The 13,208-nt window shown below is 50.7% G+C and carries 13 protein-coding genes; 7 read left to right on the plus strand and 6 right to left on the minus strand.

What is annotated here, in order from left to right; all coding sequences use genetic code 11:
* Positions 1 to 41: 41 nt before the first annotated feature.
* The gene (locus tag RYZ26_RS14335) at positions 42 to 1,772 is read right to left on the minus strand and encodes a hypothetical protein (protein ID WP_317683914.1); all 1,731 of its coding nucleotides are present in this window, start codon (positions 1,770 to 1,772) and stop codon (positions 42 to 44) included.
* Positions 1,773 to 2,073: 301 nt separating this feature from the next.
* On the opposite strand from RYZ26_RS14335, the gene RYZ26_RS14340 reads away from it, so the two are divergent.
* Positions 2,074 to 5,700, plus strand: coding sequence for an AsmA family protein (locus RYZ26_RS14340; protein ID WP_317683915.1), 3,627 nt, complete (start codon positions 2,074 to 2,076; stop codon positions 5,698 to 5,700).
* Positions 5,701 to 5,716: 16 nt separating this feature from the next.
* On the opposite strand, the gene RYZ26_RS14345 is transcribed toward RYZ26_RS14340, so the two are convergent.
* A complete protein-coding gene (locus RYZ26_RS14345; RefSeq protein ID WP_317683927.1) occupies positions 5,717 to 5,932 on the minus strand; it encodes a ribbon-helix-helix domain-containing protein in 216 nt (71 codons plus the stop codon).
* 197 nt (positions 5,933 to 6,129) lie between these two features.
* Here RYZ26_RS14345 and RYZ26_RS14350 point away from each other — a divergent pair, with 197 nt between their 5' ends.
* Positions 6,130 to 7,050 (plus strand): LysR substrate-binding domain-containing protein, encoded by a 921-nt coding sequence (locus RYZ26_RS14350; protein WP_317683916.1) that lies wholly within the window; start codon positions 6,130 to 6,132, stop codon positions 7,048 to 7,050.
* 77 nt (positions 7,051 to 7,127) lie between these two features.
* Positions 7,128 to 7,838, plus strand: coding sequence for a rhodoquinone biosynthesis methyltransferase RquA (gene rquA / locus RYZ26_RS14355; protein WP_317683917.1), 711 nt, complete (start codon positions 7,128 to 7,130; stop codon positions 7,836 to 7,838).
* A 149-nt stretch (positions 7,839 to 7,987) separates the two neighbouring features.
* Here rquA and RYZ26_RS14360 read toward each other — a convergent pair whose 3' ends face one another.
* A complete protein-coding gene (locus RYZ26_RS14360; RefSeq protein ID WP_317683918.1) occupies positions 7,988 to 8,620 on the minus strand; it encodes a LysE family translocator in 633 nt (210 codons plus the stop codon).
* The gene (locus RYZ26_RS14365; protein WP_317683919.1) at positions 8,617 to 9,261 is read right to left on the minus strand and encodes an alpha/beta family hydrolase; all 645 of its coding nucleotides are present in this window, start codon (positions 9,259 to 9,261) and stop codon (positions 8,617 to 8,619) included. The genes RYZ26_RS14360 and RYZ26_RS14365 overlap by 4 nt, the downstream gene beginning before the upstream one ends.
* Positions 9,262 to 9,321: 60 nt before the next feature.
* Between RYZ26_RS14365 and RYZ26_RS14370 the strand changes: the two genes are divergently transcribed.
* The 3 genes from RYZ26_RS14370 to RYZ26_RS14380 all read left to right on the plus strand — a co-directional run bounded on the left by RYZ26_RS14370 (position 9,322) and on the right by RYZ26_RS14380 (position 11,419).
* Positions 9,322 to 9,693, plus strand: coding sequence for a VOC family protein (locus RYZ26_RS14370; RefSeq protein ID WP_317683920.1), 372 nt, complete (start codon positions 9,322 to 9,324; stop codon positions 9,691 to 9,693).
* A gap of 8 nt (positions 9,694 to 9,701) precedes the next feature.
* Complete coding sequence (locus RYZ26_RS14375; RefSeq protein WP_317683921.1) at positions 9,702 to 10,445, plus strand: substrate-binding periplasmic protein; 744 nt, start codon at positions 9,702 to 9,704, stop codon at positions 10,443 to 10,445.
* A gap of 80 nt (positions 10,446 to 10,525) precedes the next feature.
* Positions 10,526 to 11,419 carry a DMT family transporter gene (locus RYZ26_RS14380; protein WP_317683922.1) on the plus strand — a complete coding sequence of 298 codons (894 nt, stop codon included), beginning with the start codon at positions 10,526 to 10,528 and terminating at the stop codon, positions 11,417 to 11,419.
* Here the strand turns inward: RYZ26_RS14380 and ybaK are convergent.
* Complete coding sequence (gene ybaK, locus RYZ26_RS14385) at positions 11,416 to 11,886, minus strand: Cys-tRNA(Pro) deacylase (RefSeq protein WP_317683923.1); 471 nt, start codon at positions 11,884 to 11,886, stop codon at positions 11,416 to 11,418. The genes RYZ26_RS14380 and ybaK overlap by 4 nt on opposite strands.
* 108 nt (positions 11,887 to 11,994) lie before the next feature.
* Here ybaK and RYZ26_RS14390 point away from each other — a divergent pair, with 108 nt between their 5' ends.
* On the plus strand, positions 11,995 to 12,270 hold the full coding sequence (locus RYZ26_RS14390) for a c-type cytochrome (protein WP_317683924.1): 276 nt from the start codon (positions 11,995 to 11,997) through the stop codon (positions 12,268 to 12,270).
* 117 nt (positions 12,271 to 12,387) lie between these two features.
* Here the strand turns inward: RYZ26_RS14390 and RYZ26_RS14395 are convergent.
* On the minus strand, positions 12,388 to 13,208 hold an 821-nt coding region (locus RYZ26_RS14395), incomplete at its 5' end, for a calcium-binding protein (RefSeq protein ID WP_317683925.1).

Here is a 13,208-nt window from a genome sequence, read left to right on the forward strand (position 1 = left end):
GAAACGGTGTGCAGTTTCGTTGAACTTTTCAAATTCTACTGTCAGGACAAGAATAAAATGGCACGATCAATGCCGTCAGAAACGCATTCCAAAATCTCTTCACCCAGAAATACGCCTTCTTCTTCCTGTTGTGCTTTAAAGTTGTTGATGTCGTTAAAGATATTTAGCACTTCTTTCAAGACATTCTGTGTTGGACCATCCATTTTTTCCGCCTGACGCTTGATCAGATTTTCAGATGCCTGAATCCGCTTGCCAACCTTGGAGGCATGGATGGTTTCATGGACATGGAAGTAATCGACCAAGGCCTGTTTGACCGTATCCTTATCTTCACCATCTTTCAGGGTGGCGATGATGCGTTTGGCATGTTCCATCGGGCGACGGCGTAACTCGTCCATGGTCAGCGGCAGGCGGTCAACCACAAAGTTCTGCGACATACAGGCGGCCTGCAGCATATTAATGTCAAAGGCGTTTTTGCGCTGGAACAGGACCAGGATGACGAGGTCGAAAAAGATATTGTCGTAAAATTTATAAAGACGCGACAGGTTGGTGATGACCGGACCCACATCGGGTTCTTCCTGTTGGTTTACGATCTGGGCAATACATTCATATTCTGTATCAAATTGTTTTTCGTTCAACTGGATAGCATAGGAAATCATGCTGTAGCTGAAATGCTGCGACAGGCTGAAGACGCCTTTGTTTTCCAAAGCCTGCCATTCCTTATGGACTCGGATTGGTGTTCTGTCCGGAACATTGGCCACTTTGGTTTTGGTGGTTTTCTTTTTGTCTTTCTTGCCACCAAAAGAGAAAACTTTTTTCAGGCTGGAACCGATCCCGCCACTTGCTTCTTCTTCTTTTTTCTTGGGTCCCAGGACTTTAATTTCTTGGGGTAAGCCAGCACCTGCAATGCCAGCACGCGCGACTTCGCCCGACCAGTCATCAAAGGCAAGCGCCAGGATGCCATCGATGTCGCGGTGATAGGTTTCTGCATAAAGTGTACGTACCTCTTCATCGCTGTCATCTTTGTCCGTATGGATATAAATCCGGCGCGACAGAAGATCGCGTTTTTCTTCGATCAATTCTTTAAAGGCGGGTTCCAGAATTTTCGGGAAATCGGGACTGATCAGGAAGAAGGGGGGGACGCCATCTTCGTGAATGCCGCTGACCAGAACAGGTTCGCCCCGGTCCGCCTTGAAATGATCACCGCGCAGGAACGCCAGGCGTTTGCTTAAACGTTCAAAAGCATATTCAACAAGAATTTTTTCTTCGCGTGGATAAGGGAAGGCTTTTGGATCAAAAGGTTCTTCTTCTTCCGGTTCTTCTTCCTTGGCTGCCGCAGGGGCTGGATCAGGTTTAGGTGCGGCTTCTGATTCAATTTCTGCTTGGGCTGGTTCTTCTGCAACGGGGGCAGGTTCCGGCTCGGGCGCGGGTTCTGGTTTTTTGGCCTTTTCGGTGATGCGCGCCAGTGTGTTGGAAAGTGCCATCTGCACTTCGTTGGCGCGTTTCTTTGCGAAGCTTGTGAATTCTTCATCCTTGAAGGCCAGGCACTGTTCCAGGAAAGTCAGGGAGGTCTGCACTTTTAACAGCAGGTCACCGGGCAGTTCCCCTTTCTCGTGGTTGGTCAGTTCAGAGACAACAACATTCACTGCACTGTCGATTGTGCTGATCAGGGTATTTTTATCGGTCCCGGGCGGCAGGCTTGCCAGGCGTGCAAAAGCGGTGCTGTCTTCTGACGGTGCGCCGATCATATCATCGTTTGGCGGTGTCGTTTGCATCAAGAGTCCTAGCCAACTATTCCTGTCTGATCTCGGGTCTTTCGGTGAAAGAATTGGATATTGTTTTTGTCCAGGCTACGTTGGCCTGAAAGTTGGGGTAAATTATGAGGGGTTGAACCTAGGATATCAAGGGTTACCTGATGAAAAGTGAAGTAAAATCAATGATTCAATCTTAATTGATCTGATATTTTGATGTAATATGACGCCAGAGGTGTTAGGTAATGAGGGGTGAGCCTTGGCTGGCGGGTCAGGGCGCGATCTTGTTTTCTTGTAAATTGACATTCGATCAGGTGATAAAAACGTGAAGAAAATCCTTATCGGCTTTACTGTCTTTGTGGCAGTTCTTATTGCTGCAGTGCTTGTTGTGCCGGGCTTTATTGATTGGTCCGGTTATCGCGCAGAAATTGCACAGAAGGTCAAGGAACTGACTGGCCGTGATCTGGTTGTTGGTGGCGATATCGTCTTTCGTCTGGTGCCCAGCCCAACGTTAAGCGTTGGCGATATTCGTTTTGCCAACGCTGATGGCGCCAGCCAGGATGATATGGTAGCGATTCGCCAGCTGGATGTTCAGGTCGCGCTGATGCCGCTGATCGCCGGAACGGTGCATGTCAATTCCATCCGCATGATCGAACCTGTTATCCGCCTTGAAATGTTGCCAAACGGACAGGGCAACTGGGTGTTGGGCGAACAGGCAGTGGCTGATCCTGTACCTGACACGCCTGCACAAAGTACAGAACCTGAATTTAAAGTGGATGACACACCACAGGATACTGCGCTTCCGATTCAGATTGATGATTTCATCATTGAAAAAGGTCATCTGGTTTATATAGATGCAGCCAGTGGCGTGCGCGAAGAAATTACCGATCTCAACAGCCGCTTTGCCATCGCGGCGTTAAATGGCCCGTTCGAAGCCGTCGGTACCATGAAACTGCGCGGCATTCCGGTTGGATTTGAAACAACAGTTGGTCAGATTGTTCATGGCAGGACAGCAAGCTTTGCCACACAAATCAATTTTGCCCATGGGGAAACCTCAGCCCGGGTCAATGGTACCCTTGTTCATGTCTCTGAAGGACCGAAGGTTAAGACCCGCCTGGATGTTAAAGGCAAAAGTCTGGCAGGTCTGCTAAGTGCATTTTCTGAAAGCGAGACCTTGCCCGGTGGGCTTGATCGCTCTTTTGCCGTAAGCGGGGATGTGTCCCTGACCCAACAGGGTGTCGTGTTTGAAAATGATGGTCTGGATATCAGCCTTGGCGATGACCGTGGTCGCATTGCGCTGGATGTATCTATGGCAGAAAAGAAAGTGATCAAGGCAGCCGCTAATTTCAGCAAGATCGACGGGGATCGCTGGATGACGGCTGAACCCTACAAAGTTGTTGAACCCGAACCCCTGGCGCTGGTGATTGAACCAAGCGAGGCCAAGTTAAAGCCATCAGGTCGCAGTGTATCTGCTGCCTTAAGCCCACTGCCATCGGATACCAACAAGCCAGAAGCGGCAAATGACAACACGGTACAGCCGACCATTCCCAAAGATATCGACGCCACCGTTTCATTGAATGTGGATGCCATTGTGGTGAAGGGGCAACCCATCCGTCAATTGCAATCCAGCCTGTCTGTTGTCGAAGGTGAAGTCGCCCTTGAACGACTGTCTGCGATCCTTCCCGGTGCAGGCGAAGTTGCGGTTGTTGGTGTGGCGGGGGAACGTAATGGGTCGATCCAGTTTGATGGATCCATGGATGTGAATTTTGCCCACCTGCGCGGTGTGTTTCGCTGGTTAGGGATTGATGTGGGCCCGGTGCCGACGGATCGTTTGCAGCAGATGATGATGCAGACACAAATCAGCGCGACACCCGAAGCGATCAGTCTGGTTGATCTGACCGCCACGATGGATGGGTCTACCTTAAATGGGGCTGCGACCATCGCACTTCGCAGCCGACCTTCTTTTGGGGCGAACCTGTCGCTGGATCGGTTTAATGCTGACGCCTATCTGGTTAAGGGATCAACAACAAGGCCCGCTGCTGATCAGCAGTCTTCAACGGGTGAAACGGAAGCCGCGACTGCGAAGAAAGCACCTGCGGCCAACCCAGTTGACCCGTTGGATGCGCTGGCGGTTCTGGATGCGTTTGATGCGAACCTTGATCTTTCCGTTGGGCAACTGACTTATCAAAAACGCAATATCCGCAATGCCAACGTTAATGCCCTGATCTATAATGGTGATCTGGATATCAAACAGGCAAGTGTTGCTGATTTTGCAGGATTAAAACTGGGGCTGAGCGGGAAAATTGCGCGCACCGACAAGGGCGTGCTGGCCGAAAACCTCTCCTTCAACGCCAATGGTGAGAACCTGACAGGGGCAGCTAAAATTGCCGGACTGGGCAATCTGCTGAATTGGCAAAAACTGGGGCCTGTTTCTGTTTCAGCCACCTTAAATGAAAATATTCTTGCGCCTGAAATTGATGTTAGTCTGGATGCGTTAGATGCAAGCGTGATTGTCGCCGGACGTGCGGATCTGTTTCCGCTACCAAAACTGGATGCAACAATCAGTGCGCAGATTGCCAACCTGCAGCGTGTGACGCGGGGTCTTGGGCTTTCTTATAAGCCACAGGGTAATCCAGGTGCGATTGAGGTTAATGCCGATATCGCCTACAGCGTCAATAGTGTCAGCCTGAAAAATGTCACCGGGCAAGTGGGCAAGATGCCTTTGTCCGGCAGTGCCCTTTATAGGATGGGTAAACGCCCCTATGGGGAGCTGAATATCGAAACGGGCCATGTCCGTCTAGATCCCTTTATGCCAGCCGGATCAAAATCAACTGCCGCGACATCTTCGAAGAAAACTTCGGCCAAGACAAGTCGCAGTCCTGCCAAGTCATCCTCGCAAACGCCAAGATGGTCGCGCACACCCATTGATGTGTCTGTCTTAAAAGAAATGGACGGCAAAGTGCGTATGAGTCACAAGGCGGTTTCGTACGACAAGATCATCGCGGAAAATGTGAAACTGGCGGCAGATCTGAAAGATGGCGTTCTGCAATTGTCAGATGCCGCCGGGACCTTGTTTGGCGGGGCGATCTCGGCCAATTCAAATTGGTTATTAGGCGATACGCTTGATCTGAAAACAGATTTAAAAGTATCCGGCATGCAGTTAAAAACGCTGTTGCAGCAAACCGGAAATTCGGCGCTTGCCGATGGTGGTATTAACCTGAATGCTGCGCTTGCCAGTAAAGGGGTGAGTGAATTTGATTTGGTCTCCAACCTCAACGGGACCGCCGGAATGGATTTGACCAAAGTGTCTGTGGGGTCGAAAAAGGGGCAGGATGGGTCCCTCCTGGATCTGTTGAAGTTCCTGGCTTTCTTGTCGGGCAGTGATCCGTCCAAAAGTCTGGCTGATGTGGTGTTTGCCTCTACCATCACCAATGGGGTGGCAAATCTGGATCAGGCGAAATTAACCTCCAATATTGCCAGTGGCAATGCCAGCGGGACGGTTGATCTGCCCCGATGGAATATGGATGTGGCAGGGGTGATGAGTGTCAAACAAAACGCACTGATTGGCCTGCTTGCCCAAAAAGCCAAGATGAAATCGGAATATCCTTTCACCCTGAAAGGCCCGATTGACGCGCCAAATGTGAAACTGGATACGGGCGGGTTGTCTAATGGCGGCGGGCTGATTATTCCACTGCCCAACAAGCTGGAAAAGAACGGTGTCGGTACCTTGCTGCGCGGTATTCTGGGCGCAACAGGCGGTGGATCCAAATCGCCTGCACCTGTACAGCAACAAGCCCCTGCGCCTGCCCCGGTTCCGGCAAATGACGGAACTATTGCACCGCCACCACCGCCACCAGGGGGCAGTTCATCGACCCAACAACAGCAACAGCAGCAACCGTCTGTTGAACAACAATTGCTGCGTGGGCTTGGTGATCTTTTAAAGAATAGATAAAGTGAAGTGTGCGCCCTTAGCGGCGCATGTTTTCCAGAATGAAAACACGGATCGCGCTGGACAGGTTGCCGGTGCGTTCTTTGTCGATTTCGGTAATCATGGCATTCATGGAAATGCCGCGATCTTCCGCCAGGTCTTTCAGTGCATCCCAAAAGGCATTTTCAAGTGAGACGCTGGTGCCGTGACCTGCGATCGTTACTGACCTTTTGCGAAGTGATAATTTTTCCGTCATTAATGGTACGCTCATTCCGCGATGTTCCCAATACATGTTAACGGCTTCTGCACTCTGTGTCAGCATTTCGAATACTTCCCTGTAAAAGATTTTGTGTGGTTTTTTGTTTTCTTGTTAACCCCATAAATATGCCTTTCCTTTGCAGCGAACAAACGATAAGATTTCATCAAATAGATGAATAAAATTCATGTGATGATATGGTAAGACCACTTCCTCCTCTGCCGCAGCTTCGATCATTTGAGGCTGCGGCCCGACTTCTAAGTTTTAAAAAAGCCGCAGAAGACCTTAGTGTTACGCCGTCTGCGGTGTCTCATGCGGTGCAGTCGCTTGAAGATTATATTGGCGTGAAACTATTTCATCGGGTGAATAAGGGGAAACGAACGGACAATGCCCTGATCTTAACGGATGCGGGTAAAATATTACTGCCCTGTCTTTCCAGATCATTTGATGAAATCTCAGAAGTCGTGACATCGGTAATGGCGCAAGGCGCGGGCGATATCCTGACTGTGGCCACGGCACCGATTTTTGCAAAATCCTGGCTGATGCCGCGCCTGCATCGATTTGTAAGCGCGCATCCGGATGTGAATATCAGGGTGAATTCCACGCTTAATCCATCTGAAAATCTTTCCGGGCGATTTGATGTGGGGCTGATGTATGGTCGGGGTGTGTGGCCGGATCAGACTTCGCAGATGCTGTTTCCTGAAACCATGGTGCCGATTTGTTCGCCCGCGCTTATTCAATATGATCGTCCGCTGGATCAGCCTGAAGATCTTGCCCATCACACTCTCATTCATAGTGAGGCCCGACTGGTCAACTGGTCCATGTGGCTGGAAAATGCAGGGGTGCGCGGTATCAATCCTGCCAAGGGCCTGCATTTCAATCGCGCGACCTTAGCTATTGATGCGGCCATGAACGGCCTTGGCGTTGCCCTGGAAGGAAAGACGGCGGTACAGGACGAATTGGATGCGGGCACCCTGATTATCCCGTTTGAAGCTCCAGACCTGCCCGATCAACGCGATGGCTATTATCTGACGTATCCTGTAGGGCGCGGCGAAGTGCCCAAGGTTGCCCTTTTTAAAGAATGGGTACTGGAAGAAGCTGGTATGCAAAATCCGTAAGGCTGTTTATGAAAACCGTCATTTGGGAATATGTAAAAAATCATATATGATGCGATTATAGTCAATGAGGGGGGCTCATGACCTATATTCGAAAAGAAGATGGATCACCATCTTCGGTGTCTTTGCCGGATTACCTGCAAAAGACCTATACCTGGGCATATCTTAATCCAAAGACGGTGCCATTGCTCAGTTCTGCGCCTGTTGTAGCTGCGATTTTGTGGGGCAATGCCAATCGGTTGATCCTTATGACGACGGCAGAGATTATACCGGGCCAGCGTGTCTTGCAGGCTGCCGCCGTCTATGGACGTTTTTCAACGGACCTTGCAAAAGCGGTCGGTCCGACAGGGAAGCTGGATGTCATTGATGTGGCACCCATTCAAGTGGAAACCGCGCGCAAGCGGGTTGAGGGGTTTGATCAGGCAAGTGTCCGATTGGGCGATGCCTCTGTTGTGCAGACCAATCCTTATGACACCGTCATCTGTTTCTTCTTGCTGCATGAAGTACCGGAAGAGATGAAGGGGAAGATCGTGAACGCGCTTTTGGCCTCGGTCAAACCCGGTGGTAAAATCGTTTTTGTCGATTACCATAAGCCCGTCTGTCACCATCCTTTAAAACCGATTATGAGCAAGGTTTTTGATTGGCTGGAACCGTTTGCAAAAGGTCTCTGGCAGAAAGAAATTCGTGATTATGCGATAGATGCAAATCAATGGTCATGGTCCAAAGAAACCATCTTTGGCGGGCTTTATCAGAAAGTCGTGGTGACTAATACCAAAGATCGGATGGTTTGACCCATATGATCGGTTAAAATTTTCATTCTGGTTAGGAATGGCTTGTGAAGTTGTGTCATTCACAACAAACAAGACATGACGACATCCAGGATGAAAATTTTCCCGGCCTTACGGTGGCTTTGAGTCAAACCATCCGACCTTGGTATAAATCAGTGTAAGATCAGGTGTTCCCACAACATCAGGGCAGCGAAGAACAACAGGAAAGCGCCCGTTGAGGCATTCACCGTTTTCTGTACACGTGGACGCGACAGCCAGTTGCGAATGGCGTCGGCTGCAAAGGCCAGCGGGGCCTGCCAGATGACGTTGATCAGGATCAGCACGGCAGACAGGATCATCAGCTGTATGGTTACACTGCCCCGTTCCGGATCCACAAAGTTGGGCAGCAGGGCCAGAAACAGGATGATGACTTTGGGGTTCAACAGGTTACAAAGTGCCGCATCACGAATGGCTTTTCTTGACGTGATGGCCGGACCATCTGAATCAAATTTTAGCGTGGTACCGCGAAAGCCCTGAATACCGATCCATGCCAAGTAAGCCGCCCCCAAAACGGCAACCGATTTAAACAAAAATGGGCTGGAGGCCACAATTACGGAAATCCCTAAGATGGCGAGCAGCGTATGGCCGATCAGCCCGACCTGCACACCAAAGACGGTCGCCAGCCCCACATTGCGCCCGGAATTAAGCGAATATCTGAGGATCAAAACAGTATCCGGCCCCGGCGATAAGACAATCGCCCCGGCGGTCAGGACAAAGGCTAGCAGGGTGGCTGCGTCCATAATCATGCGGCTGCTTTTTCTTTGAGCCAGGCGGCCAGTGCAGCGATGGCTTCTTCCTGATTTTCGCGCATGGTGCGCCCGGAAAGGACACGGGGTTTCAGGTCGTGATCGCCATCATCGGCCCAGTGGAAATCGATGGTGTCGGGTAGGCCATATTCCACGACCTCATCCCACCAGCCCATAACGTCACGCGCACCCTGGCAGATCAGCGTCGGTGTTTTAAGTTCCATCAGATGTTCGATACGCAGATATTCGGCTTCTGATTTTCCGATGGGGTGGAAGGGATAGCCCGTCACGCAAACGCCGCGCACGGGTGTTTCTTCGGCTTCCAGTTCAGCAGCAATCATGGTGGCCATACGTCCGCCCAAGGATTTGCCACCGATGAAGATTTTGTCTGCACCGCCCAGGTCGTTGATCACTTCACGCCAGGCTGTCAGCAGCTTTGGCGTGCGGTCCGGCGGGCGTTTTTTGCCTGTCTCGCGGCGTTTCTGCATATAGGGAAATTCAAAGCGAACCACCTTGATCCCTTGTTCACCCAGACCAACGGCCACGCGTTCCATGAACTTGCTATCCATATGGGCACCTGCACCGTGGGCGAAGGCGAGAATGATGTCAGAATTTTCGGGTCCTGTGATAAGATAGTCCATGGTTTTTTCCTTATGCATTTGCTATGGATATATGAACTTAATTTTTCAGGGACGCAAGTGATGCTGAACGCAATTGACGCTATTCGTATTTTTTCCGGTGATTTTGCCGAGACAAAGCAATTCTTCGTGGAAGCTTTGGGGTTTGAAATCGGGTTTGAAGGCGAAGGTGTCTGTGTCTACGATCTGCCCGGTACCAAATTGATCCTGGAAGAGGTAGACCTGAGCGAACCTGAAACAGCAGGCATGGTCGGGCGTTTTACAGGCGTGTCTTTTGCCGTTGATGATATCAAGGCGACCTACAAAGAACTGAAAGCCAAAGGTGTCAATTTTGAAGGCAAGCCGGAGATGGAAGAATGGGGCGGGGCGCTCGCGCATTTCCGTGATCCAGCCAATAATGTCTTTACCATCGTTCAATATCCAAAACAGAACTGAGCCTTTTCTTGAGACGTGCCGTCCACCAGTTTCTGATCCTTTGCACCGCCCTGATGATGTCATCGGTTGCGGTGGCACAGGATCGTGGCCCCGTGCTTGCAACCATTCAGCAAATTCCTTATAGCTTCATCGACAAAAATGGCCGGGAAGCAGGTTATCTTTATGATGTTGCAAAGGCGATTTTGCGTGAGGCAGGCTATGTGGATGATGTCCAGATGCTGCCGCTAAAACGCATGCAGAATGAATTGCAGCGCGGTGATGTCAGCTTTGGCATTCTGGCAAGTACGCCATATGTGGTGAAACATTATGATGTGGTGGAACCGCTGGGGTTGAATCTGGATGCCGGGGTTTTGCCGCGTGCCGGGGTTGAAGTCTATTCTTATGAGGACTTAATGGGTCTGAGGATTGCCACGCCCTTCGGCCTGAAGATCAATGATCGTTTTGATAATGACAGCACGCTCAGTAAATTTGAAACCAAAGACTATAATCAAAGCACCATCATTATGAAACGTGGCCGGGTTGATGCGATCGCAGGTGGTGTGGAAAGCATCACCTATAATGCCCGTATCAACGGTTATGATGTGGACGGCATGTTTGGCACACCGCTGATCTTTCAGGATTATGAGATTGCGCTGATCAAGCAAAAGAAATTTAGTGATGAAAAAGTGATTGATCGTCTGCGCATCGCTGTACGTCGTCTGCGTGATGCTGGTGTGTTTAAAGAAATCCATGCGGACTTTATAAAGAACTAAAAATCACAATGTCCGAAAGTGGCGGGTTTTACTGGAAGCAGGGGCCTAAGATTGTCATATGACGATTGAAGGAGTTTTTCATGGAAACGCAAATGCGCCTGACCGACTGGATTTTACTGATCCTGCTCTCTCTGATCTGGGGTGGATCTTTTTATTATGCTGAAATTGCGTTGCGCGAAGCCAGCCCACTGGTCGTGGTCTGGGGTCGGGTTGCCGGGGCTGCGGTGATCCTGTTGCTGGTTCTGCGCATCAAAGGAATTCCTTTTCCGAAAGGGCAGGGGCTCTGGATAGCTTTTTTTGTGATGGGGCTGTTAAACAACGTGATCCCTTTCACACTGATCGTTTGGGGACAAACCGCAATTACCGGATCGCTGGCTTCGATCTTTAATGCCACTACCCCCTTGTTTACAATCGTCCTGGCGCAGTTTCTAACGCAGGATGAAAAGATCAATCTGTTGAAAGTCGTTGGCCTCTTGCTTGGGTTTGCTGGCGTGATCGTGATGGTCGGGGTTGAGGCATTGTCCGGTCTTTCCGGTGTGGTCCTGGCGCAAATAGCGGTTTTGGCAGCCGCCATTTCCTATGGCTGTGCGGCGATCTGGGGCAGGCGCTTTAAAGGGATTAATCCGATGGTGACAGCGACAGGGCAGGTGACCTGTTCCGGCTTTGTCATGACACCGATTGCCTTGTTCTTTGGTTTCCCGGATGGATATTTCGTCCCGACTGGCGAAGTGCTGTTTGCCATCGGTTTTATGGCACTGGTCTGTACGGTGTTTGCGTATATTCTCTATTTCAAAATCCTCGCCACATCCGGGGCAACCAACCTGATGCTGGTGACCTTTCTTGTACCGCTCAGTGCCATTGCGCTTGGCAGTTTGTTTTTGGGGGAACAGCTGAGCACGGATCAACTGATCGGGATGGGACTGATTCTGTTTGGTTTGTTGATCATAGACGGGCGCTTGTTCAAAAGACCCTAAGCTTTGCCGATGGGGGCGAATGTGCCTCGTGTCAGGTCTTTCAGGTCAGTCGGTGACAGTTCAATTTCAAGTCCGCGTTTTCCAGCACTGACAAAGATGGTGTTCTGAGTTTCGGCAGATGTATCAATCAGGGTGGTCAGTTGTTTCTTTTGCCCCAACGGGCTGACCCCGCCCAGCACATAGCCAGTAGTGCTTTGTACTTTTTTGGCGTCCGCCATGCCTGTCTTTTTGACTTTCAGGGCTTTGGCGACCTGTTTCAAATCCAGCATGCCTGCGACAGGCACGACACAGACGCAGAGATCGTTTTTTTCTGTTGCGACCACCAGGGTCTTGAAAACCTGATCCAAAGACAGTCCCAGCTTTTCTGCGGCCTCTTCTCCATAAGACTCTGCTTTAGGATCATGTTCATATTGATGAATGTGAAAAGTGATCTTTTTCTTTTTTGCCAGATTAATTGCGGGGGTCATTCAACTTTTCCTGTGTACTTTTGATCTATGCCAAACCGGAGATTTTTAAATCAGCTAGAGTATAGCCAGAATTTAAAGAAATAGTTCAATATTCGGGGAATAGTGAAGATGAAGAACGTTTTAGGGAGAGTCCTTATTATCGGTGCGGCGCTGGTTTTGTCAAACCAGGCCTTTGCTGATGGGGCAACTGTTTATGAAGATACCTGCAGCGGCTGTCACGGGGAAGACGGTCGCGGCGCTGAAGGAATGGAAGGTGTGCCGGATTTTACCAACGCACCAGCCATTTGGGCAAAAGATGATGCGGCGCTGACTCAGTCATTACGGGAATTGAGAAACCGGGCGCAGAAATTGCCATGCCACCACGCGCGGGTGACGATGAATTAACAGATGCACAAATCAAAGACGCTGTGATGTATATCCGCAAGACATTTGCGAAATAAGCACCTCAGTACTGATGAGGGGGGCGACGCCTCGGGCCATTGATCCGGGGCGTCATTTTTATTACCATTCAAACCGTTCGATCCCGTCAAAGGACAGCTCGGATCCATCGGATAGAATGATTGTGCCTTCGGCATCTTCGGACAGTTCCAGATAGCCATCGGCCTGTTCTTCGATGGACCCGGAGGTCAGCTCGATGGTCCAGTCATCTTCTGACATGGCAACACCATCATCATTGCCTTCCAGATAAACCGTATCGGTCCAGCCAGCCCCGCCATCTACAGTGTCTGATCCGGCGCCTTCACCAAAGAAGAATAGATCGTCGCCTGATCCGCCTTTCATGACATCGTCACCAGCACCACCGTCGAAGGTGTCGTTGCCTGATCCTCCTTTCATGACGTCGTCACCGTCACCGCCGGAAAGGCTGTCGTCGCCTTTACCGCCCAGCAGAATGTCATTTCCATCGCCACCATCGAGGTTGTCATCACCATGACCACCGGACAAACGATCATCGCCTTCGCCACCGGATAAAGTGTCATTCCCGGTACCGCCTTCCAGCTTGTCGTTTCCGGCACCGCCCATCAGGACGTCATCGCCGGAACCGCCTTTCAGGACATCGTTGCCATCGCCGCCGTCCAGTGTATCGTCGCCTGCGCCGCCGACAAGTTTGTCGTTGCCGGAACCACCGTTCAGGACATCGTCGCCTTTACCACCGTTCAGGATGTCATTACCGGAACCACCATTCAGCTGGTCATTGCCATCACCACCATGGAGCTTGTCGTTTCCGGCGCCACCATTGAGAACATCATCACCCTTGCCACCGGACAGGACATCTTTGCCTGCACCGCCTTCAAGGATGTCGTCCCCGGAACCACCGGAGAGGC

Source organism: Terasakiella sediminum, assembly GCF_033100395.1.
Lineage (GTDB): Bacteria > Pseudomonadota > Alphaproteobacteria > Rhodospirillales > Terasakiellaceae > Terasakiella.